The 23,345-nt window shown below is 68.3% G+C and carries 20 protein-coding genes and 2 pseudogenes; 10 read left to right on the top strand and 12 right to left on the bottom strand.

Annotation, left to right across the window (positions count from 1 at the left end):
- Both G6017_RS04515 and gyrA read right to left on the bottom strand, forming a co-directional pair.
- Positions 1-183 (bottom strand): annotated as a pseudogene (locus G6017_RS04515) (DUF3566 domain-containing protein); the annotation flags it as partial.
- A 6-nt stretch (positions 184-189) separates the two neighbouring features.
- Positions 190-2,712: a DNA gyrase subunit A gene (gene gyrA / locus G6017_RS04510; RefSeq protein WP_182609572.1), complete on the bottom strand. Its 2,523-nt coding sequence runs from the start codon at positions 2,710-2,712 to the stop codon at positions 190-192.
- Positions 2,713-3,147: 435 nt separating this feature from the next.
- On the opposite strand from gyrA, the gene G6017_RS04505 reads away from it, so the two are divergent.
- Positions 3,148-4,383 (top strand): alpha/beta fold hydrolase, encoded by a 1,236-nt coding sequence (locus G6017_RS04505; protein WP_304815956.1) that lies wholly within the window; start codon positions 3,148-3,150, stop codon positions 4,381-4,383.
- Between the two features lie 75 nt (positions 4,384-4,458).
- On the opposite strand, the gene gyrB is transcribed toward G6017_RS04505, so the two are convergent.
- The 5 genes from gyrB to dnaA form a co-directional block, all read right to left on the bottom strand.
- The gene (gyrB, locus tag G6017_RS04500) at positions 4,459-6,576 is read right to left on the bottom strand and encodes a DNA topoisomerase (ATP-hydrolyzing) subunit B (protein WP_179524014.1); all 2,118 of its coding nucleotides are present in this window, start codon (positions 6,574-6,576) and stop codon (positions 4,459-4,461) included.
- A gap of 117 nt (positions 6,577-6,693) precedes the next feature.
- A complete protein-coding gene (locus G6017_RS04495; protein WP_179524013.1) occupies positions 6,694-7,248 on the bottom strand; it encodes a DciA family protein in 555 nt (184 codons plus the stop codon).
- The gene (recF, locus tag G6017_RS04490) at positions 7,245-8,528 is read right to left on the bottom strand and encodes a DNA replication/repair protein RecF (protein WP_241731370.1); all 1,284 of its coding nucleotides are present in this window, start codon (positions 8,526-8,528) and stop codon (positions 7,245-7,247) included. Before recF ends, G6017_RS04495 begins: the two co-directional genes overlap by 4 nt.
- A gap of 25 nt (positions 8,529-8,553) precedes the next feature.
- Positions 8,554-9,729: a DNA polymerase III subunit beta gene (gene dnaN, locus G6017_RS04485; protein ID WP_182609574.1), complete on the bottom strand. Its 1,176-nt coding sequence runs from the start codon at positions 9,727-9,729 to the stop codon at positions 8,554-8,556.
- A 647-nt stretch (positions 9,730-10,376) separates the two neighbouring features.
- Positions 10,377-11,879, bottom strand: a complete 1,503-nt coding sequence (dnaA, locus tag G6017_RS04480; protein ID WP_179524011.1) for a chromosomal replication initiator protein DnaA — start codon at positions 11,877-11,879, stop codon at positions 10,377-10,379.
- 529 nt (positions 11,880-12,408) lie between these two features.
- Here dnaA and rpmH point away from each other — a divergent pair.
- The 9 genes from rpmH (at position 12,409) to G6017_RS04435 (ending at position 18,865) form a co-directional block, all read left to right on the top strand.
- Positions 12,409-12,552, top strand: a complete 144-nt coding sequence (gene rpmH, locus G6017_RS04475; protein WP_179524010.1) for a 50S ribosomal protein L34 — start codon at positions 12,409-12,411, stop codon at positions 12,550-12,552.
- A gap of 18 nt (positions 12,553-12,570) precedes the next feature.
- Positions 12,571-12,936: a ribonuclease P protein component gene (rnpA, locus tag G6017_RS04470; RefSeq protein WP_182609575.1), complete on the top strand. Its 366-nt coding sequence runs from the start codon at positions 12,571-12,573 to the stop codon at positions 12,934-12,936.
- The gene (yidD, locus tag G6017_RS04465; RefSeq protein ID WP_182609576.1) at positions 12,933-13,247 is read left to right on the top strand and encodes a membrane protein insertion efficiency factor YidD; all 315 of its coding nucleotides are present in this window, start codon (positions 12,933-12,935) and stop codon (positions 13,245-13,247) included. The genes rnpA and yidD overlap by 4 nt, the downstream gene beginning before the upstream one ends.
- 13 nt (positions 13,248-13,260) lie before the next feature.
- Positions 13,261-14,451 carry a membrane protein insertase YidC gene (yidC, locus tag G6017_RS04460; RefSeq protein ID WP_182609577.1) on the top strand — a complete coding sequence of 397 codons (1,191 nt, stop codon included), beginning with the start codon at positions 13,261-13,263 and terminating at the stop codon, positions 14,449-14,451.
- Positions 14,452-14,580: 129 nt separating this feature from the next.
- A complete protein-coding gene (locus G6017_RS04455) occupies positions 14,581-15,069 on the top strand; it encodes a Jag family protein (protein WP_179524006.1) in 489 nt (162 codons plus the stop codon).
- A 195-nt stretch (positions 15,070-15,264) separates the two neighbouring features.
- A complete protein-coding gene (rsmG, locus tag G6017_RS04450) occupies positions 15,265-16,044 on the top strand; it encodes a 16S rRNA (guanine(527)-N(7))-methyltransferase RsmG (RefSeq protein WP_182616129.1) in 780 nt (259 codons plus the stop codon).
- 108 nt (positions 16,045-16,152) lie between these two features.
- Positions 16,153-17,076, top strand: coding sequence for a ParA family protein (locus G6017_RS04445; protein ID WP_182609579.1), 924 nt, complete (start codon positions 16,153-16,155; stop codon positions 17,074-17,076).
- Positions 17,073-18,173 (top strand): ParB/RepB/Spo0J family partition protein, encoded by a 1,101-nt coding sequence (locus G6017_RS04440; RefSeq protein ID WP_182609580.1) that lies wholly within the window; start codon positions 17,073-17,075, stop codon positions 18,171-18,173. Before G6017_RS04445 ends, G6017_RS04440 begins: the two co-directional genes overlap by 4 nt.
- A complete protein-coding gene (locus G6017_RS04435) occupies positions 18,170-18,865 on the top strand; it encodes a hypothetical protein (RefSeq protein WP_182609581.1) in 696 nt (231 codons plus the stop codon). Before G6017_RS04440 ends, G6017_RS04435 begins: the two co-directional genes overlap by 4 nt.
- On the opposite strand, the gene G6017_RS04430 is transcribed toward G6017_RS04435, so the two are convergent.
- The 5 genes and pseudogenes from G6017_RS04430 to G6017_RS04410 all read right to left on the bottom strand — a co-directional run.
- Positions 18,853-20,043, bottom strand: coding sequence for an N-acetylmuramoyl-L-alanine amidase (locus tag G6017_RS04430; RefSeq protein WP_179524001.1), 1,191 nt, complete (start codon positions 20,041-20,043; stop codon positions 18,853-18,855). The genes G6017_RS04435 and G6017_RS04430 overlap by 13 nt on opposite strands.
- A gap of 92 nt (positions 20,044-20,135) precedes the next feature.
- Positions 20,136-20,477 carry a thioredoxin gene (trxA, locus tag G6017_RS04425; RefSeq protein ID WP_179524000.1) on the bottom strand — a complete coding sequence of 114 codons (342 nt, stop codon included), beginning with the start codon at positions 20,475-20,477 and terminating at the stop codon, positions 20,136-20,138.
- 78 nt (positions 20,478-20,555) lie between these two features.
- Positions 20,556-21,488 (bottom strand): thioredoxin-disulfide reductase, encoded by a 933-nt coding sequence (gene trxB, locus G6017_RS04420; protein WP_182609582.1) that lies wholly within the window; start codon positions 21,486-21,488, stop codon positions 20,556-20,558.
- 133 nt (positions 21,489-21,621) lie between these two features.
- On the bottom strand, positions 21,622-22,248 hold the full coding sequence (gene sigM / locus G6017_RS04415) for an RNA polymerase sigma factor SigM (RefSeq protein WP_182616127.1): 627 nt from the start codon (positions 22,246-22,248) through the stop codon (positions 21,622-21,624).
- 150 nt (positions 22,249-22,398) lie between these two features.
- Positions 22,399-23,345 (bottom strand): annotated as a pseudogene (locus G6017_RS04410) (protein kinase family protein); the annotation flags it as partial.

The raw sequence follows: 23,345 nt of genomic DNA, 5'->3' as shown, positions 1-23,345 counted from the left end.
TCCCTCGGCGCGGTGCTGGGTCGCCGCGGGGAACGACGCGGTCGCGGTCGCGTCGTCGGGGGTGGTCTCCACGGCGGGGGACTCCGCCCCGGTCGTGGAGCTGGCCGACCCGCCGAAGCCCGGCGCAGGGGTGGAACCCTTGGGTGCCGGGCCGCTCTCGGGTCCGTCGCTCGGCTCGGTCATCGCCTTCTACTCCTTGTCGGACCCGGCGTCGAGCCGGTCGTCGTCGTCGGGCTCGTCGGCGTTGCGGGCGATCGCCAGCAGCGAGTCGCCCTCGGCGAGGTTCATCAGGCGCACGCCCTTGGTCTGCCGGCCCGCCTTGCGCACCTGCTTGGCGAACGTGCGGATCACGCCACCGCTGGACGTGATGGCGTAGAGCTCGTCCTGCAACTCCACGATCGTCGCACCCACGAGCTTGCCGCGCTTGGGATCGAACATGAGCGTGAGCACGCCCTTGCCGCCCCGGCCCTGGGCGGTGTACTCGGCCAGCGCGGTGCGCTTGGAGTACCCGCGCTCGGTGGCCACCAGCAGGAAGAGCTGGTTCTCGTCCATCTCCGAACGGACCACCGACATGCTGAGCAGGGCGTCGCCGTCGTTGAACCGCATCCCCATGACACCGGACGTCGCACGGCCCATCGGGCGGAGCGTGTCGTCGTTGGCGTGGAACCGGATCGACTGTCCCTTCTCGGAGACCAGGAGGAGGTCGTCCTCGGGGCCGGCGAGGGCGGCACCGACGAGCTCGTCGCCGTCGCGGAGGTTGACGGCGATGAGACCGCCCGAGCGAGGCGAGTCGTAGTCCTCGAGACGGGACTTCTTGACCAGGCCGTTGCTGGTGGCCAGGACCAGGTACGGGGCGTCCTGGTACCCCTTGATCCGGATGACCCCGGCGATCCGCTCCTCCGGCTGGAACGCGAGGAGGTTGGCCACGTGCTGGCCCCGCGCGGTGCGGCTGGCCTCGGGCAGCTCGTAGGCCTTGACGCGGTAGACCCGGCCCTTCGTGGTGAAGAACAGCAGCCAGTCGTGCGTGGAGGAGACGAAGAAGTGCCGGACGATGTCGTCCTGCTTGAGCTCCGCACCCCGCACACCCTTGCCGCCCCGCTTCTGGGCGCGGTAGAGATCCGTGCGGGTCCGCTTGGCGTAACCCGTCTCCGTGATGGTGACGACGACGTCCTCGCGGGCGATCAGGTCCTCGTCGGTGACGTCGCCGTCGGCCGGGATGATCACGGTGCGTCGGTCGTCGCCGTACTTCTCGACGATCTCGCGGAGTTCGTCTCCGACGATCGCCCGCTGCCGCTCGGGCTTGGCCAGGATGTCCTTGTAGTCGGCGATCTCGAGCTCGATGGCGGCGAGCTGGTCCACGATCTTCTGCCGCTCCAGGGCCGCGAGGCGGCGGAGCTGCATGTCGAGGATGGCCTGGGCCTGGTCGTCGTCGATGTCGAGGAGGTCCTTGAGACCCTCGCGGGCGATGTCGACGGTCTGCGACCGACGGATGAGCGCGATGACCTCGTCGAGAGCGTCGAGCGCCTTGACCAGCCCGCGCAGGATGTGGGCCCGCCGCTCGGCCTCGTCCAGTAGGTACTGGGTGCGCCGGACGATGACCTCGATCTGATGCGTGACGTACAGCCGCACCAGCTGGTGGATCGGGAGCGTGCGCGGCACGCCGTCGACGATCGACAGCATGTTGGCGCCGAACGACGTCTGCAGCTGCGAGTGCTTGTAGAGATTGTTGAGGACGACCTTGGCCACGGCGTCGCGCTTGAGCGTGATGACGATCCGCAGGCCCACACGATCGGACGACTCGTCGTCGATCTTGGAGATGCCGGCGATCTTGCCGTCGCGCAGCTGCTCGGCGATCGACAGGATCATGTTGTCCGGGTTGACCTCGTAGGGCAGCTCGGTGATCACGATGACGGTGCGGTTGCCGTCCTCCTCGATGGAGGTCTTGCCGCGCATCCGGATCGAACCGCGCCCGGTGGTGTAGGCGTCCTTGATGCCCTGGTCCCCGACGATGAACCCGTGGGTCGGGAAGTCCGGCCCCTTGATGAAGCCCATGCAGGCGTCGAGCGCCTCGTCGTCCCCGGCGTCCGGGTTCTCCAGAACCCAGTAGACGGCCTCGGCGACCTCGCGGAGGTTGTGCGGCGGCATCTTGGTGGCCATTCCCACCGCGATGCCACTGGAGCCGTTGATCAGCAGGTTCGGTACCCGGGACGGCAGAACGACCGGTTCGGACGTCTTGCCGTCGTAGTTGGGCTGGAAATCGACCGTGTTCTTGTCGATGTCCCGCACCATCTCCATGGCGAGCGGGGTCATCTTGCACTCGGTGTAGCGCATCGCGGCCGCACCGTCGTTGCCGCGCGAACCGAAGTTCCCCTGGCCGTCGACCATCGGGTAGCGCATCGCCCACGGCTGGGCCAGACGGACCAGGGTGTCGTAGATGGCCGAGTCACCGTGCGGGTGGTAGTTGCCCATGGTGTCGGCGACGGGCTTCGCGGACTTCACGTAGCTACGGTCGGGCCGGTAGCCGTTGTCCCACATCGCGTAGAGAATGCGACGGTGGACGGGCTTGAGCCCGTCCCGGACGTCCGGGAGGGCCCGCCCGACGATGACGCTCATCGAGTAGTCGATGTAGCTTCTCTGCATCTCCGCCTGGATGTCGACCGGTTCGATGCGGTCGTGTCCCCCGGCGTCGGGCGGCAACGTCGTGTCCGTCATGGGCTCCTCTTCGGTTCCTCGTCGCGCTGGCTTCTCTCGCAGACGATGTCGCGGGCACGCGCGTGCTCTGACGGCGGCCGTACGACCCGCCCAGTCTATAGGTCCTGGGGAAACGGGTTCGAGGGCACGCCTCGGGCACCCTATTATCTGCGAATGGAACAGGTCCTCGAGCGGGTGCGCCGCCGGGTCCTCCGGGCGTCACCGCTCCCGGACCCGGTCCTCGCTGACCCTGTCCGCTCGCCCGGTCTCGGGCCGCCTGGTCTCGGGCCGTCTCGACGGATTGCCGTGCCCAGATGATGTGACGCACGTAACATTTCCGTCATGTCGCGCCTCCGTGGTGGACCCGGCCACCGATACCGTCGTCTTGTGGCCGTGGCGGGAGCCTCTGTCTTTGCGCTCGTCAGCGGCCTTGCAGCCCCTGCCGACGCGCAACCGGTGACGCAGCCGACCGCGAACCGGGACGGCGTCCAGTTCGACCAGCCGGGCGGTTTCTACGACACCCGGGGCCTCGCACCCTCGTCCCCGGGCGCCGTCCTCCGTGCGCAACCGGCCGACCTACCGCTCGCGGTATCCGTCCCCGGACTGCCTCCGCTTCCCTCCCCGCTGCCGGCGGTGGCTCAGCGTGTCGTCTACCAGACCCTCGACGTCGACGGTCGACCCGTGGCCACATCCGGCGCGCTGTACGACTCGACCGCACGGTGGAACGGTCCCGGTCCACGACCCACCATCGTGATCGGGCCCGGTACGCAGGGTCAGGGCGATGCGTGTGCCCCGTCCCGGAATCTTGAGACGGCGCTCGGCGTGAACCCGCAGACCGGGGGCGCGGTGCCCTCGTATGAGCAGGCGTTCGCGCTGGTCCTGGCCGCCCAGGGCTTCCGGGTGATGGTGATCGACTACATCGGGCTCGGCACGCCCGGCGTGCACACCTATTCCGACCGGGTGGAGCAGGCCCACGCCATGCTGGACGGTGCCCGGGCCGCCCGCGCTCTGAGCGGGGACGCTCCCGTGGTGTTCTGGGGTCATTCCCAGGGTGGAGGTGCCTCCGCGGCCGCTGCCGAGCTCGCCCCCGTGTACGCCCCGGATGTCGACCTGCGGGCGGCCTACGCGTCCGCTCCCCCGGCGGATCTGCTGGCGGTGCTCGACCACATCGACGGCTCCACGCTCACCGGTGCGATCGGGTACGCCATCAACGGCATGTCCGAGCGCTTCCCCGCCGTCCAGCAGGTGGTCGACAGGCAGGTCAACGGCGCCGGTCGGGCCGCGCTCGCAGACATCGCCGGCCTGTGCACCCTCGACCTGCGCTCGGCGTACGGGATGCGCACCACCAACGAGTGGACCCACTCGGGCCGCAGCCTCGGAGAGCTGATCCGCTCCGAGCCCGAGGCCTTGCGGGTCCTCGATCACCAGCGGATCGGCCGACTCCGACCCGAGGTCCCGGTAATGGTCGCCGGGGGTGTCAACGACGACATCATCCCGCTCGGTCAGGTCGAGCAGCTCGGCCGGGACTGGTGCGAACAGGGAACGGCCGTGCACTTCCGTTATGAGACGACCCCGCCCGTCGCCGGCGTGACGCACGCCGCGGCGGCCGTGACCAACTTCCCGGCGGCCCTGGACTTCGTCACCCGCCGGCTCGCGGGAGAACCCGCGCCGAACGACTGCGGGAGCCTGTAGCCCACGGGTCGGCGGGCATCTCGCGGGCGATACCGCTGCCCTCCCTGCGAGATGCCCGCCGACCGGGGGCGCGGATCACACGTCGAGGAAGCGGACGTCCCGCGCGTTGCGGGTGATGAAGTTGCGGCGCGCGTCGACGTCCTCGCCCATGAGGATCGAGAACAACTCGTCGGCGGCCGCGGCGTCGTCGAGCGTGACCAACCGGAGGGTGCGCACCGTCGGATCCATGGTGGTCTCCCACAGCTCCTTGGGGTTCATCTCACCGAGACCCTTGTAGCGCTGGATCCCGTCCTCGACGTTGATCTTGCGCTTCTTCTCCAGACCGATCTTGAGGAGCTCGTCGCGCTCGCGGTCCGAGTACGCGAAGTCGGGCTCGCCCTTGCCCCACTTGAGCTTGTACAGCGGCGGCTGCGCCAGGTAGACGTTCCCGTTCTCCACCAGCGGCTTCATGAACCGGAACAGGAGGGTGAGCAGGAGCGTCGAGATGTGCTGACCGTCGACGTCGGCGTCGGCCATCAACACGATCTTGTGGTAGCGCAGCTTCTCGAGATCGAACTCCTCGTGGATACCCGTGCCCAGGGCGGTGATGATCGCCTGGACCTCCGTGTTCTTGAGGACCTTGTCGATCCGGGACTTCTCGACGTTGATGATCTTCCCGCGCAGCGGCAGGATCGCCTGGAACATCGAGTCCCGACCGGACTTGGCCGAGCCGCCGGCGGAGTCGCCCTCCACGATGTACAACTCGGACTTGGCCGGGTCCTTGGAGCGACAGTCGGCCAGCTTCCCGGGGAGCCCGCCGATATCGGTCGCCGACTTGCGGCGGACCATCTCGCGGGCCTTGCGGGCGGCGACGCGGGCCTGGCTCGAGGCGATGCCCTTGTTGACGATCACCCTGGCCTCGGCCGGGTTGGCCTCGAACCAGTGACCGACGTGCTCCGAGACCTGCCGCTGGATGAAGCCCTTGACCTCGGTGTTGCCCAGCTTCGTCTTGGTCTGACCCTCGAACTGGGGGTCGGAGATCTTGGCCGAGATCACCGCGGCGAGGCCCTCGCGGATGTCGTCACCCGTGAGGTTGGGGTCCTTCTCCTTGAGCAGCTTCTTGTCGCGGGCGTACTTGTTCACCAGTGAGGTCAGCGCGGCGCGGAAGCCCTCCTCGTGGGTGCCGCCCTCATGGGTGTTGATCGTGTTGGCGAAGGTGTGGACCGACTCCGAGTACCCGGAGTTCCACTGCATCGCGACCTCGACCTCGTGGCCCGTGCCCTTGCCCTCGAAGTAGAGGATCGTCTGGTGGATCGCCGTCTTGGACTTGTTGATCGCGGTGACGTAGTCCTTGAGGCCGTCCGGGTAGTGGAAGGTGCGCTTGCGCTCACGGACCTTGACCGGCTCGGCGGGCTCGGTGGTCTCGACGGCCCCCTCGACGAAGGCCTGCTCCGCGTCCACGGCGTGCTCGATGTCCGACCCCTCGTCGGAACCGGGCGCGGAGTCGGATCCGCGACCCTCGCTGTCCGCGATCGCGTCGAGCTCCGCTGCCTGTTCCGCCCGGGACCGTCGATCGGTCAGGGTGATGGTCAGGCCCTTGTTGAGGAACGCCATCTCCTGGAGGCGACGGGCCACCACGTCGAAGTCGTACTCGGTGGACTCGAAGATCGACCCGTCAGCCCAGAAGCGGACCCTGGTGCCGGTTCCCTCGGCGGGCCCGGCGTCGACGAGCTCCTCGGGGACGGCCATGTTGAAGTTCTGCTGCCACAGGCGTCCGTCCCGCTTGATCTGCACCTCGACCCGGGTCGACAGCGCGTTGACCACCGAGATGCCCACGCCGTGGAGACCACCGGAGACCGCGTAGGAGTCGGAGTCGAACTTGCCGCCCGCGTGCAGCTGGGTCATGACGACCTGCACGGTGGGCATGCCCTGCTCGTGCATCTCGACGGGGATGCCACGGCCGTCGTCGATCACCTCGACGCCGCCGTCCTCCAGCAAGGTCACCTTGACACCGGTCGCGTGGCCGGCCATTGCCTCGTCGATCGAGTTGTCCACCACCTCCCAGATCAGGTGGTGCAGACCGCGCGTCCCTGTGGAGCCGATGTACATACCCGGACGCAGCCGGACGGCCTCGAGTCCTTCGAGAACGGTGATCGATGACGCACCGTAGTCGTTCGTGCCCTTCTTGCTGGCCTTGCTCTTGGCGTCCGCCACGTGCGAACTCCTCGCGTCTCGGGGGTCTGGGACCGGCCCAGTCTACCTGCGACAACCCGCGCGCGGCCCCCGGGCTCGCCAGGACGGGCCCGATGGCCACCCGGGTGGCTCCGCCCCTCAGCCGTAGGTGTCCCGCGGCCCACGACCGGACACGTGCAACGGGCCCTTCCGCCAACTGGGTTTCTCGGGGCCCTCGATCTTGAGGCGACGCACGTGACCCGGTCCCATGGCCGCGGCGATCTTGCGGAGGATGTCGGCCGCCACGAGCCGGAGTTGGGTCGCCCACGCGGTGCTGGAGGCGCGGACGTACAGCACGCCCTCCTCGAGTCGCTCCGGGGTGGCGTGCGCGGACATGTCCTCGCCGACGATGCGGTCCCACTCCGCGAACAGCCGACCGGTGGTGACCTTGTCGTCCCAACCCCGTCTCTTGGCGACCTGGCCGACGAGTCGCCCGAGCGGCTGGGGATCCCAGGGGTCGGCACCCGACCCGGTCCAGCCACGTTTGCGCAGCCGCTTCCCGCCTCCCACCGGACCGGTCCGCCCGCGACCGACCTGTTTGCCGTCCGCACGAGCCCGTGTGCGTGCCTCCTCGAGGGCCTGCCTCGCGATGTCATAACCGCGTTGTGGCGGGTCGGACGGTGTTATCGGATCCCTCCGCTGATCGTCGGTCACCTGTGGACCTCCCTGGTCGAGGGTGCGGTGTCGTCGTCTCCGTCGTTCTGGTCGTCGTCCATAACCTCGTCGTGACGTCCGGCAATCTCGTCGTGACGTCCGGCGGGGCGGCGCGACACCGTGATGTCCGAGTGACGACCCGCGCCCTCCCCCGTCATCACCACGTCATGACGGACCCCCCGCAATCCGTCCGGGACGTCCTCGCCGACCGCCGCGGTCACCAAGACCTGTTCGACGCCGGTCGCCGCCGCCGCGAGGGCGGCACGGCGGTGGCGGTCGAGTTCGGCGAACACGTCGTCCAGGAGCAGGACGGGCTCGATGCCGTCCGCCCGGAAGAGTTCGAGCGATCCGAGGCGCAGGGCGAGGGCGAACGACCACGTCTCGCCGTGGCTGGCGAACCCCTTGGCGGGCTCGTCACCGAGCGACAGGACCACATCGTCCCGGTGAGGTCCGACGAGGGACATCCCCCGGTCGATCTCGTCCTGGCGTCTCCTCCCGAGCTCGGCGAGCAGGACAGCCTCGACGAGCTCGGGGTCGGCCAACTCGGACTCCTCCGGCGCGGCGCCGACCCGGAACCGGTACGCGAGATCGGCCGGACGGGACTCCGGCGCCAGACCGCGATAGGCATCGACGACCAGTGGTCGCAACTCCTCGAGCAGGAGGACGCGCCCCGCGACGATCCTCGCCCCGAGTTGGGCGAGACGACCGTCCCACACGTCGAGCGTGTCCAGGGCCGCCTCCGCCTCCTCCCCCCTCCCGCGCCGGAGAACGCCGGAGGCGGATTTGAGGAGGGCCGACCGCTGTCGGAGAACAGAGGAGTACTCGGCGAGGTCGCCCCCGTGGGCGGGCCGACGTTGGACCAGGAGCTCGTCGAGCAGTCTGCGACGCTCGGCCGGTTCCCCCCGGACCAGGGCCAGGTCCTCGGGTGCGAAGAGCACGGACTGCACCACCCCGAGGATGTCGCCGAGGCGGCGGCAGGGCGAGGTGTTGAGCCGCGCCCGGTTGGGCCGCCCCGAGTTGAGGGCCAGCTCCACGGTGAGTTCACGTCCGGCGTTGTGGGCGAGGGCGGCGATCATGGCCGTCTCCGCGCCCGTGCGGATCATCGGTGCCTCGGCTGCAACCCGGTGCGATCTCAGGGTGGCCAGCACCCCGACGGCCTCGAGGACGTTCGTCTTCCCGTGACCGTTGCGCCCCACCAGTGTGGTCACCCCGGGCTCCAGCTCCAGCTCGAGCAGAGGCCAGGATCGGAAATCCAGGAGCCTGAGGTGACGCAGGTGCATGCCGGGCGGCTTCGGGAGAGCCGGGTCAGCCCGGCAGGCGGACCGGCATGAGCAGGTAGGTGTGGTTCGAGTCGACGGGGGCGATCGCGCCGTCGGCGTCCGGGGAGGGCAGTTCCTCGGGAGCGGGACGCAGGACCGCGGGACGGCTGGCCTGGGTGAACCCGAACGCGACGCGCGCCGAGTGCATGCTGCCGAGCCCGTCCAACAGGTAACCGGGGTTGAACGCGATGGTCAGGGGCTCACCGAGGAAGTCGACGGGGAGGGTCTCCGAGGCCTGGGCCGCGTCATCCCCGCCCGCGGAGAGCGCCAACTCGCCGTCGGAGAACGTCATCCGGACCTGCACTCCCCGGTCCGCGACCAGCGCGACGCGCTTGATGGCCTGCACCAGCGCGTCGACCTGGACGACCGCCATCGAGGTGTGTTGGGTCGGCAGCAGCTGGCGGACCTTGGGGAACTCGGCGTCGAGGAGCCGCGTCGTGGTGCGCTGCCCGGAGACCAGCACGCCCATGATGCCGTCCGCCCCGACCTCCGAGCCCGCGCCCAGGCTGAGGTCGACACGCCCACCCTGCCCCGCCGACCGGGTCACGTCGGACAACGTCTTGGCCGGGATCAGGACCTCCACGGCCACGTCCTCGCGAGCGGGTTCCCACTCCAGATCGCGGATGGCCAGGCGGAACCGGTCGGTCGCGATGAGGGTGACCCGGGGTCCCTCGATCTCCATCCGGATGCCGGTGAGCATCGGGAGCGTGTCGTCCTTGCCGGCCGCCACGGCGACCTGGGCCACGGCCTCGGAGAACGCGTCGACCGCGGCCGATCCGGTCACCCCGGGCATCGCCGGCAGCTGCGGGTAGTCCTCGACCGGCATCGTGGGCAGGGTGAACTTGGCGGTGCCGCAGTTGATGTACATCTTCTGGGCGCTCACCGTGACCTCGACCGGACGGTCCGGGAGCGCGCGGGCGATGTCGGCTAACAACCGACCGGACACCAGGGTGCTCCCCGGCTCGGACACCTCGGCCGGGACGGAGACCTGCGCGGAGGTCTCGTAGTCGAAACCCGAGATGGTCAGACCGGAGTCCGCCTCGAGGAGAACCCCGCCGAGGATCGGGACCGACGGTCGAGACGGAAGGGTCCGCGCCACCCAGGCCACCGAATCGGCGAAGTCCTCGCGGGTGACGCGGAACGTCGGATCCGTGATCTCCATCGGTGACCTCTTTCTGGGCGGGGCGCGTACCGCCGGTATCTGGACGAGTGGTCTGTTCGCGGCTGCGGTCTCGGGCGTTCTCTGGCGTCCGACGGGGTCCGCCGGATCATCTCCATGAGAGTAACCGCTCCCGCCGACAGCGGGAACACGGAGTCCTGTAACCCGGTCAAGCAGGCTCGCCGTTCCACATACCTACTTCTTACAAGAACTCTCTAGAGAGATAAGTAGTAGTAGTAGGTCCTGTGAAATTGTGAGCCGACACCTGTCTACGCAGTTCAGGGTGCGATTGTGGCTGTGGACCGAATCGGCTCATCCTGTGACTTGCGAGCGGCGCGGGTGGAATCACAGATTTCGGTCCACCGTCTGTCCACCGTCGGTCCACAGGAACCCACAGAGTTGTCCACAGGTGTGAAGGGTGTGGCACATGTTGTGAGGGGGGTCACATTTACATGTCGGAACGGTCACACGACTCCGACTCTCGAGAACCGGGGGTGGTCCGTGGGGCGGGCGTGTGCGGCGCCGGGCCACTCGGGGGGCGGCCCGACGAGGGCATGGACGAAGGCATCGGCGAGCGCACGGAGGAGCCGCCGCAGGAGCAGCAGAGGGATCGCGTGGGTGTGCGGCCGGGGGGACGGGTCGGAGAGCCGTCAGAGAGACCGCGAGCGTTCCTTGATCCGGGCGGTGAGCTCCTGGATCTGGTCGTACATGCGCCGGTCGTCCTTGATCTCCTTGAGGATCTTCCGCTGGGCGTACATGACCGTGGTGTGGTCCTTGCCGCCGAAGGTGACGCCGATCTTGGGTAGCGAGAGGTCCGTGAGCTCTCGACAGAGGTACATCGCGATCTGGCGGGCGCGGGAGAGAGACCGGGTCTTCGACGTCCCGCAGAGCTCGTCGATGCTGGTGGAGAAGAACTCCGCGGTCACCGCCATGATCGTCGCGGCCGAGATCTGGAGGGAATCGTCGTCCGAGACCACGTCGCGCAGGACCACCTCGGCCAACGGGACGTCGATCTCGTGTCCGTTGAGGGAGGCGAACGCGACGACCCTGATCAGCGCACCCTCGAGCTCGCGGATGTTGCGCTGCACGCGTGTGGCGATCAGCTCCAGGACATCGCGGGGGACCACGTAGTTCTCCGACTTGGCCTTCTTGTCGATGATCGCGATTCGCGTCTCGAGCTCGGGCGGCTGGATGTCCGTGATGAGACCCCACTCGAAGCGGGTACGCAGCCTGTCCTCGAGGGGCTGGAGCTGCTTGGGGGGCCGATCGGAGGAGATGACGATCTGCTTCTGGGCGTTGTGGATCGTGTTGAAGGTGTGGAAGAACTCCTCCTGCACCTGCTCCTTGCCGATGAGGAACTGGATGTCGTCGACCAGGAGAATGTCGGCCTCGCGGTACCGCTTCTTGAACATGTTCTGGCGGCCGTCGCGGACGGAGTTGATGAAGTCGTTGGTGAACTCCTCGGTCGAGACGTACTTGACCTTCTGTTCGGAGTACATCCTCAGGGAGTAGTGCCCGATCGCGTGGAGCAGGTGTGTCTTGCCGAGCCCCGACTCGCCCCAGATGAACAGCGGGTTGTAGGCGCGCGCCGGGGCCTCCGCGACTGCGAGCGCCGCCGCTCGGGCGAACCGGTTGGAGTTCCCCTGGACGAACGCGCTGAACGTGTACCGCTCGTTGAGTCCAGGCGCGGTCGCCGCCGACAGGGCCTCGTCGCGGTCGCTGCCGTGCAGCAGTCGTTCGGCCGCGATCTGCTCCTCGGTCATGCGGACCGGGCGCGAGGTGGCCGGTGGATGGGAGGCCTCCGGCTCGGGTCGGTGTATCTCGTCGACGTCGATCCGGGGATCGTCGGCATCGGAGTGGTGGTGCCGGCCGGCGAGGGAGGTGTCGACCTTGACCGCCAGATCGACGGGCTCCCCGAGTTGGGAACTGAGCGCGCGGGTGATCGGCCCGCGCAGGATCGACTCGATGTTGTCCCGGGCGAACGCGGACGGCGCGGCGAGCATCGCGAACCCGTTGACCACGGCGATCGGTTGGACGAGGCGCAACCAGGCCTGCTGCTGGCGGGACAACGCGGGATTGTCATCGCTGGCCAGAGACGGGTCGGTCAGCTTGTCGAGGACCGCGCTCCACACGTGTTCGAGGTCAGGAGACACGGTGGGCGGTCTCCTCTCGTCGGTGTGAAGTGGTTCCGGGTGGCCGACCCTCTCGGCCCGGCCGGGCACCACACTCTATCCACAGGCTCCGACCCAGGTCCAACGCGGTATCCACATGGTTGTCCACAGCTGTGGAAGATAGACCGGCCCCGCGGTGGCGGGTTCGGTCTCCAGTGCGTGAGGGTGGGTCTGCTGCGTCGTGATTACGTTAGGCGGCCCGGGTGGGGCTCGATGATGAATGACCGTAACAACACCGTGAACTCGTGGGCAACCCTCAAGATCAACTGGAGGGCGGATGTCAAGCATCCGGCGCCCCGGCGTGTTGCCGTGGCCTGCAGGGTGGTACCGATGGTGCGGATGTGATTACACGGTTTGGTGGCGAGGCCATCGTGCGCGTAATCTTGAGCAGTCTGTCGCGCGCCCGTGAGGCGTGCGGCGCGTCGTGGTACCGCCCGTCAGTGGTGTTTCGACGACATCAGGAACTCGATCGGGCGCACGAGTGGCGCCTACTTCACGTGAGGAGCCAATCATGGCCAAGGGCAAGCGGACTTACCAGCCGAACAACCGTCGTCGTGCCAAGGTGCACGGCTTCCGTCTCCGGATGCGCACGCGCGCCGGACGCGGCATCGTCGGCGCTCGCCGCCGTAAGGGCCGCGCCTCGTTGACGGCCTGATCCGGGCCGGGGTGGCGGGTGCTTCCCAGGACCCACCGGCTCCACCGTTCCGCTGACTTCGCGGCGGTGGTGCGGAGGGGTGCGAGGAAGGGCCGCCGGACGATGGTCGTACACGCCCACGTGGACTCTTCGGACGTCCGCGTGGGCGGTCCTCGTTTCGGCCTGGTCGTCAGCAAAGCCGTCGGTGACTCGGTGACCCGCCACCGTGTCAGCCGGCGGCTTCGTCATATCGCCGCCGAGTTGCTGGCGGAGCTCGATCCCGATCTCCTGATCGTGGTCAGGGCCAATCCGGCCTCTGCGGCGGCCTCCCATGACGATCTGGTCCGCGATATGCGTTCCGGTCTGTCCTCCGCGGTGCCGCGTGCTCGTGAGGAGCGGTCATGACCGAGGGCCGCCACGGCCCCGTGGCCCGGGTCCTTCTGTGGATGCTCGACTTCTACCAGAAGGGGATCTCGCCCCTGACCCCACCGAGCTGTCGGTTCGAACCCACCTGCAGCAGTTACGCGGTCGAGGCCGTTCGAGTGCACGGCGCCTGGTACGGGACGTGGCTCTCGGTGTGGCGGTTGTTGAGGTGTGGTCCCTGGACTCCCGGCGGGTGGGATCCGGTCCCGGAATCCCGTTCCTCCGAGCCCCGCGCCCCCGACGATCCCGCGGATCATCCCCACGAGCATCCCGACAACTCCGAACGAAGCTAGGACTCCACCACCGATGTCGTTCATCACCGACCCTCTGGTCTACTACCCGATCTCCGGGATCCTCTGGTTCTGGCACAAGATCTTCGCGTTCCTCGGGGGCTTTCTTCCCTGGGTGGAGTCACCCGACTCCAACGGCGCCATCTGGGCGCTCTCCGTGATCTTCCTCGTGGTCACCCTCCGCATCCTGCTGTTCTGGCCGGCGGCCAAGCAGATCCGCTTCTCGCGGAAGATGCAGGAGATGCAGCCGCGGATGAAGGAGCTGCAGAAGCGGTACAAGAACGATCGCGAGAAGCTCGCCACCGAGACGCGCAAGCTCCAGAAGTCCGAGGGGTTCAATCCGGTCCTCGGTTGTCTGCCGATGTTCATCCAGATCCCCGTCTTCCTGGGTCTGTTCCATGTGCTCCGGTCCTTCAACCGGATGGGCAACAACTTCGGTGCGCTCGGTATGAGCGCGGAGGAGACGCGGAACACCGGCAACTACGTCTTCAACGCGGACGAGGTCCAGAGCTTCCTGGACGCGCGGCTGTTCGGCGCTCCCCTGTCGTCGTTCATCTCCCAGCCGATCGAGCAGTTCCAGGCGTTCGTCGACCCCGGGGCGGCACTGGACTTCGAGCGCTGGAACATCATCATCGTGGCCATCCCGCTGATGATCGTCTCGGCGGTCACCACGCACCTCAACGCCAGGATCTCGCTGTCCCGCCAGTCGCCTGAGGCCGCAGCCAACCCGCAGGCCAAGATCATGAACCAGTTGATGCTGTGGGCCTTCCCCATCGGCATCCTGGTCACCGGCGCGTTCTGGCCGATGGCGATCCTCGTCTACATGGTCACCAACAACCTGTGGACCCTCGGCCAGCAGTACTACCTCTTCGAGAAGATGGCCAAGGAGGACGACGTGGCCGCCCTCAAGCGCCGTGAGGAGCAGAAGTCCCTCGCCCCGAGGGTCGGCGTGAAGCCCGTCAACCCCAAGAGGGGCCGGGGTGCCCCGACAGGTACCGCCGTGGCCTCCCAGGAGACGGTGGCCGGTGTGACGTCGGATGACGACGACGACCCGGACGCCGCCCCGGCGGTCGCTCCCGCGCCCTCTCCGGGCGCGGCTCCTCGGCCGGGTCAGAGACCTCAGCAGCCGGGCGGTCAACGGACGCGCCCCGCACAGAAGAGCGGCGGGGGAAGCGGTAAGGGCAAGAAGAAGAAGCGTAAACGCTGACCGCAGGTCAGTCAGACCACCGACAAGGTCCCCGATGCCCCGGCATCGGGGACCTTGTCCCATACTTGGGGTGAGTACTCGCCGGCCAGGACGGGCGCGGCGATCGGCGGCGATGACGGAGGCAGATCCATGTCGAAGAAGAACATCGAGGTGTCGGAGGAGCGTCTTGTCGAGGAGGGCGAGGTGGCCGGTGACTACCTCGAGCAGCTCTTGGACATCCTGGACTTCGACGGGGACATAGATCTGGATGTCGAGGGCGATCGTGCGATCGTCAGCATCGACGGGAGCGAGGATCTGGATCGCCTCGTGGGTTCCGACGGTGCGGTTCTCGACGCCGTGCAGGAACTGACCCGGTTGGCCGTTCAGCAGGAGCTGGGAGATCGCAGCCGGTTGATGTTGGACATCTCCGGGTGGCGCGCTGCCAAACGCGAGGCGTTGACCGAGGCCGGTCGGGTGGCCGCACTGCGGGTGCTCGAGTCCGGCGAACCCGAGGAGCTCGAGCCGATGACCCCGTTCGAGCGGAAGGTCATCCACGATGCGATAGCGGAGATCGAGGGAGTGTCCTCGGACTCGACCGGGGCCGAGCCGAATCGGCGGGTCGTGGTCCTGCCGACCTGACCGAGCTGCCGGACTGACCGAGCCGGTTCGAGTGCCGGACAGCGAGACTAACGGGGGCGCGGGCTTGGAGCCCGCGCCCCCGGCGTCATGTAGGGGTTGAGCGTGGTGCGGACACGGCTACTTACATCGATGTTATTCGGGGGATGTTTCACGTGAAACCAGAGGCGATTCGCGCCGGAAGAGGACGACGGTGACATGAACGAGGACACAGGGCACGAAACGACACGTGACGAGGTCGATGCGTCCACAAGCGATGACGCCCGGGACGATACGAGTGAGACGTCAATGGTCGAGACTCCCCCGGAACCTCCCGCCGGCGCGGCTTCAGTGTTCGGCGACCGTCTCCCCCTCGCGGTCAGGTACGTGGAGATCCTCGCGACCGCCGGTCTGGAGCGGGGGCTGATGGGACCACGCGAGCGCCCGCGGCTGTGGGACCGACATGTACTCAACAGTGCGGCGGCCGCCGTCGGGTTCATGGAGAACGAGTCGGTGGTCGACATCGGCAGCGGCGCCGGCCTACCGGGCATCCCGCTCGCGCTTGCCCGACCCGATCTCCGCATCACTCTGGTCGAGCCCCTCCTCCGTCGGTCGACCTTTCTGCTCGAGGTGGTCGACCAACTGGGACTGGATGTTCGTGTGGTGCGCGGTCGTGCCGAGGAGAAGGGCGTGATCGCAGACGCCGGCGGTGCTGACGTGGTGACGTCGCGGGCCGTCGCTCCGCTCTCGCGGCTCGCCGGATGGTCTGCGCCGTTGCTCAGACCGGGTGGTCGGATGGTGGCGCTGAAGGGTGCCTCCGCCGCGGACGAGATCGAACGAGACGAGCGGGCCCTCCGGAAACTGGGCTTTGATGGTGCGCGCGTCGAGGTCGTGTCCGCGCCGGATGCGGAGGAGACGAGGCTCGTCATTGCGACGCTCGCGACTAGAGTGGGTAGCCGTGGCTCCCGCTCTCGCGCACGCGGTTCACGGCATCGGTGATGTCCGTCGGAATCGCAGCGGGCGATGTCGGTTTCACGTGAAACACTGGCGGCAGGGGCATCGGGACGATGCGCTGAGTTGCTCTGACAGGTAGTTGAAAGGTGACGGATGTCCGAAGACGAGACCCCGATCTTCGCGGCCGCACGGCAGGCGAACGAGGTACTCCACGGCGACGCCCCCGCGTTGCCGAGGCCCCCGCATCCGCGGATCATCACCATCGCCAATCAGAAGGGTGGGGTGGGTAAGACCACCTCGACGGTCAATCTTGCGGCGTCTCTCGCCCTCGGTGGTCTCGGTGTCCTGGTGATCGACATGGACCCGCAGGGCAACGCCAGCACCGCGCTCGGAGTGGATCACCGGGAGGGAACCCCGTCGAGCTACGAGCTCCTCATGTGGGAACACGCCCTGGAAGACCTCATGCAGAGCAGTCCCCATGCCGAGCGTCTGTTCTGTATCCCGGCGACGATCGATCTCGCGGGATCCGAGATCGAATTGGTGGGCCTCGACCACCGGGAGCATCGGCTCGCCGAGGTGCTCAACAGCGAGGACCTCGTGTCGTTGGGCATTGACTATGTCCTGATCGACTGTCCCCCCTCGTTGGGACTGCTCACGGTGAACGCGATGGTGGCGGCGAGTGAGGTGCTGATCCCTATCCAGTGCGAGTACTACGCGCTCGAAGGGGTCGGCCAGTTGCTGCGCAATGTCGAGTTGATCCAGCAGCACCTCAACCGGTCGTTGGAGATCTCCACCATCATGTTGACGATGTACGACGGACGGACCAAGCTCGCAGAGCAGGTCGCCGGCGAGGTCCGTACCCACTTCGGTGACACGGTGCTCCGTACCGTCATCCCGAGGAGCGTCAAGGTGTCGGAGGCTCCCGGGTACGGGATGACCATCCTCCAGTACGACGCCGGATCCCGCGGCGCTCTCGCGTACCTGGACGCGGCGAAGGAGCTCAACAGCCGCGCGGATCGTCTGCACTCACACGTGGAGGACGGCCGCGTGTCCACCGGCACGGAGGAGAGTCGATGAGTCAGCAACGCAGGGGTGGTCTCGGCCGGGGGCTCGCCGCCCTGATCCCCACGGGGCCGGACGAGGGTCCACGTCTGGGCAGTGATGCAGCCGACGTGATCCTGGGTCCGAGGGGCGGTGGTCCGCGGACCACTCCCCCCAGGCCGAGGTCCAGCGGTCCGGGGATGTCGGCAGCGAGCAACGTCTCCGTCGACGACGCCGATCGGGCACCCCGTCCGGACGGTGCGAGGGACGACGATGTTTCACGTGAAACCGACGACCTCGTGGATCCCGGCGCGGTGTATCGCGAGATCCCTCCGTCGGCGATCGAGCCGAACCCGAAACAGCCCCGAACCCATTTCGACGAAGAGGCGCTGGCCGAGCTGGCTCACTCCGTCAAAGAGTTCGGGCTCCTCCAGCCGATCGTCGTCCGTGAGATCGCGGCCGGCCGATATCAGCTCATCATGGGCGAGCGACGCTGGCGCGCGAGCCAACGGGCCGAGCTCCCGACGGTCCCGGCGATCGTGCGGCAGACCGACGACGAGGATCTCCTCCGGGACGCGCTTCTCGAGAACATCCATCGGGTCCAGCTCAATCCCCTCGAGGAGGCGGCGGCGTACCAACAGCTCCTTGAGGAGTTCGACGTGACGCAGGCCGAGCTCGCGACCCGGATCGGTCGGTCGCGTCCGGCCATCACCAACAGCATCCGTCTGCTCCAGTTGCCGACCGCTGTCCAGCGCCGAGTGGCGGCCGGTGTGCTGTCCGCCGGCCATGCCCGAGCACTGCTGGGCCTCGAGGCCGGGGCGCCCGCCCAGGACGAGCTCGCAGCGCGAATCGTGGCGGAGGGCCTGTCGGTCCGGGCCACGGAGGAGATCGTCACACTGTTGAACCGGGAGGGCGACGGTACGGCGTCGAGGCCCTCCCCCGCGCCACAGGGTCGCCGACGGGATCCTGAGTTGGAGGCGGTGGCGGGTCGACTGTCCGATCGCTTCGAGACGTCGGTGTCGGTCACCATGGGGCGGCGAAAGGGGCGCATCACGATCGACGTGGGCGACGCCGATGACCTGAACCGGGTCCTGACGCTACTCGAGGGCGGGACGCCCGGATCGCCGCGATGAACTCGATCCGGCCGCTCGACCTCTCCGCCGTGGACCAGCTCGGGCCCCGGGCTCGCAAATGTGTGTACTGGCAGACTGACGGGCAGGTCGGCCAGGACGAGCCGGGGGATCCCGAGTTCGAGAAGGAGGCGTGGATCTCCCACGTGTCCCTGGAATGGGGTGTGTGTGGTCAGATAGCCAGCTATGGTGACCGCTCGACCGGGGCGGCGTTCTACGCGCCCCCCGGGATGGTGCCGCGTGCGGCCTGCTTCCCGACCTCCCCGGTGGGCTCGGACGCCATCCTCCTGGCGGGGTTGAGCATCGAGCACGGGGCGCCCGGCGGTGCGCTGACCTCGCTCCTCGATGCGGTGGTGGTGGATCTGCGCCGACGCGGAATCAAGGCGATTGAGGCCTTCGGGGTGACGTCCGGGGACACCGGGGACGTACTGTCACGTGACACGTGTGGTTCGGAGTCGTGCATCGCTCCGACCGGCTTCCTCGTGGAGCACGGGTTCACCGTCGTGGCCGAGCACGAGACCCATCCGAGACTCCGACTCGATATCGAGAGTGAGCATCTCTGGAAGGCCGACGTCGAGAGGGCGCTCGATCAGCTCTTCGCGGAGCGGGGATTCGCCACCAGGAGGCTGGGGGTGTTGTCCGGGGCGACCGCCCGGCACACGGTGGACCCGCGGGCGGGACGTCAGTCCCGCTGACGCTGTTCGTAGTCGATCAGCTCGTTGACGGACATCGACCCGGTGGGGTGATCGTCCTCGTCGAGTAGGTAGAGGCGCTTCACCCCCACGAGGATGGAGTCGATGATGGTGTCCTGTGCGGTGCGGTCCCCGAGGATGGAGAGATCGCGGGGATTGTAGGCGTACCCCAGGACGATCTGGATGGACGGCATCCGGGTCATCCGGAGAAGGGGCCAGCTCCGCCCGTGGGTGCGACAGTCGCGGAGACTGGTGCGACTGACGATCTCGCGCTGGATGAACCCGGACAGCGCCTCCCCGAGCATCGACTCGGCACCCAGGGAGTTGCCGAAGTAGAAGGTGGCGACACCGTTGCCCACCGGGTTGGGATGCCGGTCCAGGCGGAGCGAGATCATGAGATCGGCGTTGAAGGCGTTCGCGATCTCGGCGCGCTCGGGGTCGGTCGGGATCATCGCCTCCGGCCGGGAGAGGAAGACCTCGACCCCCGCCTGGTTCATCCGCTCGGACAACCGCCGGGTGATGTCCCAGAGCAGCTCGGCATCCGTGATGGTTCCGTGCGGGGTGTCCATGCGGATCGGGTTCTCCGAACCGCTGGGGCCGGGGTCCAGGACGATCCGCTTGCCGGCGAGCATCGGGCCGGAGGTCCGCGCCCGCTCGCGCTCGACCAGCGAGGAGACGTCCCCACCCTTGAACAGGGTGGAGAACCTGTTCAGGGTGTCCAGGGTCTCGGCTCCCACGACGCCGTCCGCGGGCAGGCCGCAGTCCCGCTGGAAGTCCGTCGCCGCGGCATGGGTGAGGGGACCGAAGGTGCCGTCGACCAGTCCCGCGTAGAAACCGAGTTCCCCGAGCCGACGCTGGAACTGCGCCACGTCGTCTCCCGCCATGGGCCTGGAGACGATGTAGCTGAGATCGCGGGTCCCGAGGACGTGGGTGGCGTCATGGAGCGCCGCCTGGGTCGACGGACCCACGATGCCGTCCGAGATGAGCCCACGGGCCTGCTGGAAGGCCAGGACGGCCGTCTCCAGGTCGGCGTCGAACACGGCGTCGGTCCGGGCCAGGATCGATCCGGTCTGGGGTTCGGTGACCCCGACGGACTCGATGTTGTGCAACAGGCCCATTCCCGCGAGGGTCGCCCGGATCGAGGCCACCTCGGGCCCACGGTCACCGCGTCGCCACGCCATGGTTCTCCTCCGCTCCACTCGACTGGGTACCCGGATGAACTTACCGCCTCCGGCGCGGACGTGCCCGGAGCGCACCCGAGTGGGCGGGGCGTCTAGAGGACGTCCCCGAGCTCGGTGCGCAGCGCCGACTTGGACTTCGCTCCGGTGATGCGCTTGACCGGCTTGCCCTCGGAGAACAGCAGCATCGCCGGGATGGCGGTGATCTGGTACTCGGCGGCGAGCTCCTGGTTGGCCTCCACGTCGACCTTGGCGACCGTGAGCTTGTCGGACTCGGCTCCGGCGAGCTCGTCCAGGACCGGCGCCATCATGGTGCAGGGGCGGCACCACGTGGCCCAGAAGTCCACCAGGACGGGCTTCGACCCGCTGGCGGCGAGCACGGCCTCGGCGAAGTCGTCCTCGGTCACGTCGATGATGTTAGGGGTGTTCACGGCCATTGTGGTGGGTCCTTTCGGGGTGGGGGTGTGGGCGTCCCGGGTGTCCCGCCCGCGCGGATCGGGTCCGCCCGGTGGGGGTCAGGCCTGCTCGGCGAGCCAACGCTCGGAATCGATCGAGGCGGCGCACCCCGAACCGGCGGCCGTGATGGCCTGCCGGTAGCGGTGGTCCACCAGGTCGCCGCAGGCGAAGACCCCCGGGATCGAGGTCGCGGTGGTCTGGCCGGTGAGGACGTACCCGTCCTCGTCGACCTCCACCTGGTCCCGGACCAATTCGGAGCGCGGGTCGTGACCGATCGCCACGAACATCGCGGCCGTCTCGAGCTCGCTCGTCTCACCGGTGACCGTGTTGCGCAGCTTGAGGCGCTCGACCGATCCACTGGCACCCGAGAGCACCTCGTCGACCGTGGTGTTGAGGACGAACGAGATCTTCTCGTTCTCCTTGGCCCGTTCGAGCATGATCTTGGAGGCGCGGAACTCCTCCCGCCGGTGCACGATGGTCACCGAGGAACCGAACTTGGTGAGGAAGGTGGCCTCCTCCATGGCGGAGTCGCCGCCGCCCACCACGACGATCGGCTTGTCCCGGAAGAAGAATCCGTCGCAGGTGGCGCAGGAACTCACGCCACGGCCGAGGTACTCCTGCTCGCCGGGGACGCCGAGGTAGCGTGCGGCGGTGCCCATGGCGAGGATCACGGCGCGGGCGCGGTGCTCCTCCTCCCCCACGCGGACGATCTTGACCTCGCCGGCCAGGTCCATCGAGGTGACGTCCTCCATGCGGAGGTCGGCGCCGAAGCGCTCGGCCTGCTCCCGCATCTGCATCATCAGGTCTGGGCCCATCATCCCCTCGGCGAAGCCCGGGAAGTTCTCGACCTCCGTGGTGGTCATGAGCGCACCGCCGAACTGCGAACCCTCGAACACCACCGGCTTGAGCTCGGCCCGAGCGGAGTAGATGGCGGCGGTGTACCCGGCCGGGCCGGATCCGACGATGATGACGTCGTGGAGGGTGTCGCTCATGGGTTCTTCGGACTCCTTGGCGGGTGGGGAACGTGGGCCGGGACGATCTGCGGATCCACACGATCTGCGGAACCACTATGCCGATCGATGGATCTACTAAGGCGACAACACCCGGCGGGTCGGTGTTGTTCCCTCAGTCGGTGAGGGTGACCCCCGCGAGCAGCACGCTGAGCTTGGCCCGCCCGCGCGAACACCGGCTCTTGATGGTGCCGGGGCGGGCGTTGAGCAGGTGGCACGCCTCGGCCACCGTGCAGCGCAGCATGTCGACGACGACGACCGCGTCCCGCTGGTCGGTGGGCAGCTCCGCCAGGGCCTCGGCGACGATGATCGCGTAGGCGGGGTCCTGGTAGAAGTGGTCCCGCAGCGAGATCTCCTCGTGCAGTCTGGGAGTGAGCTCGGAGTGGGTGCGCAGGCGTTGTGACCGCATCTTGTCCAGGCAGGCGTTGACCACGATGCGGTAGAGCCAACCCTGGACGGGGCAGGCGTGGCGGAAGGAGTCGGCCTTCCGGTACGCCGAGATGAGGGCGTCCTGGAGCGCCTCGGCGGCGTCCTCACGGTTGAAGGAGGTCCGTATGGCCAGCCGCCACAGGTAGTCGTAGTGGCGCCGGACGAGGGCGGAGAACGCGTCCGGGTCGCCGGCGATGTGCGCGTCGAGCAGCTCGACGTCCGAGAGCGCGGACCCGGCCGTGAGGCGCGACCCGGCGGTGAGCGGGGAGCGTCCCGTGACCGTGGAGAGATCGTCGACGGCGCTGGTGTTCACGGCGGTGACGTTAACGCGGCGGGGACCGCCGTGGGGCTGTCACCTCGGGCCCGGGAGCGGGCAGCCGGCTCGACCTCGCTCGCGACCTCGCTCGCGACGTCGCTCTCGTCGTCGATGCGGCCGGGAGGGCTCGGCCGTGGCCGGGCCGGATCACCGGGTGAGAAGGATCTCGCTGATCGACGCCGCGTACGACTCGGGGCCGGAGGTACCGAGCCGGGTGAACCACACGATCAGGTACCGGGACTCCTCGGGCTCGTCGATCGTCACGGTCCCCGAGCCGTCCCGGATCGTCCCCTCGCCGAGCAGGGTGGTGTCCTCGAGAGAGTCCGGGGACGCACTGTCGGCGACCCGGACCTCGAAGCGCACACCGTCGTCGTCCGAGTGGACCACCACGCGCCGGGTCTCCTGCTCGCCGTCGAGGGTCAACAGGAGGCCCACCCCGGGCTTGTACGCGGCCCCGCCGTCGCCGAGCTGGTTGCGGTAGGTGTCGGTGGACCACGAGGTCGACCTGTCACCGTCCGCGACGTTCGGGGCGCTCGAGGAGTTCTCTGCGACCCCCGCCGACCCGACGGGCTGCCACGAGGTGACGTCCGAGACCGTGACGGGCGTGGACGGTGCCTCACGGGTGGGCTCGGTCTCCCCCGGGCCCGACTCGTCCGATGCGGGCTCGGTGGTCGCGGCGGACCTGCTGGCCTGCGCGGCCCGTTCGATCGCGTCGAGTTGCTGGGACAGGGGGGTCTCGTCGCCGCCACCGGCCAGCGCCCCGAGTAGCCACGCGGACAACAGCGCGATCACCACGACGGCCGCCGCGCTGGTGCCGGCCATGATCTGCCAGCGACGTTTCTGGGTGGCCTCGTCCGGCTGTGGGTAGGCCTCGTCGATTCGGTCCGCGTCGTATCGGTCTGCGCCATACCGGTCCGTATCGAGCCCACCGTGGGACTGCCGGTCCGGACCGACGCCGCGTACCGCGTCCCCCGTCCCGTCCCCCGCCCGGTCGCGCGGACCGGCCACGGGGTCACCGTGTCCGGGTGCTGCCGGAACGGCGTGTCCCCTCGAGGACGCGACGCGGACCGGCCCGCCGACGCGGTCGGAGATCA

Origin of the sequence: Dietzia sp. B44 (genome assembly GCF_014145245.1) — a bacterium.
Lineage (GTDB): Bacteria > Actinomycetota > Actinomycetes > Mycobacteriales > Mycobacteriaceae > Dietzia > Dietzia natronolimnaea.
The sequence above is the reverse complement of the archived record's forward strand: the minus strand, read 5'-3'. Positions and strand labels throughout refer to the sequence as shown.

Coding starts and splice junctions, on each gene's coding strand:
- gyrA (WP_182609572.1), bottom strand. CDS start 2,712: ATGACGGACACGACGTTGCCGCCCGACGCCGGGGGACACGACCGCATC.
- trxA (WP_179524000.1), bottom strand. CDS start 20,477: ATGGCCGTGAACACCCCTAACATCATCGACGTGACCGAGGACGACTTC.
- dnaN (WP_182609574.1), bottom strand. CDS start 9,729: ATGGAGATCACGGATCCGACGTTCCGCGTCACCCGCGAGGACTTCGCC.
- G6017_RS04445 (WP_182609579.1), top strand. CDS start 16,153: ATGTCCGAAGACGAGACCCCGATCTTCGCGGCCGCACGGCAGGCGAAC.
- yidD (WP_182609576.1), top strand. CDS start 12,933: ATGACCGAGGGCCGCCACGGCCCCGTGGCCCGGGTCCTTCTGTGGATG.
- G6017_RS04435 (WP_182609581.1), top strand. CDS start 18,170: ATGAACTCGATCCGGCCGCTCGACCTCTCCGCCGTGGACCAGCTCGGG.
- G6017_RS04440 (WP_182609580.1), top strand. CDS start 17,073: ATGAGTCAGCAACGCAGGGGTGGTCTCGGCCGGGGGCTCGCCGCCCTG.
- yidC (WP_182609577.1), top strand. CDS start 13,261: ATGTCGTTCATCACCGACCCTCTGGTCTACTACCCGATCTCCGGGATC.
- trxB (WP_182609582.1), bottom strand. CDS start 21,488: ATGAGCGACACCCTCCACGACGTCATCATCGTCGGATCCGGCCCGGCC.
- rsmG (WP_182616129.1), top strand. CDS start 15,265: ATGAACGAGGACACAGGGCACGAAACGACACGTGACGAGGTCGATGCG.
- rpmH (WP_179524010.1), top strand. CDS start 12,409: ATGGCCAAGGGCAAGCGGACTTACCAGCCGAACAACCGTCGTCGTGCC.
- G6017_RS04455 (WP_179524006.1), top strand. CDS start 14,581: ATGTCGAAGAAGAACATCGAGGTGTCGGAGGAGCGTCTTGTCGAGGAG.
- recF (WP_241731370.1), bottom strand. CDS start 8,528: ATGCACCTGCGTCACCTCAGGCTCCTGGATTTCCGATCCTGGCCTCTG.
- G6017_RS04430 (WP_179524001.1), bottom strand. CDS start 20,043: ATGGCGTGGCGACGCGGTGACCGTGGGCCCGAGGTGGCCTCGATCCGG.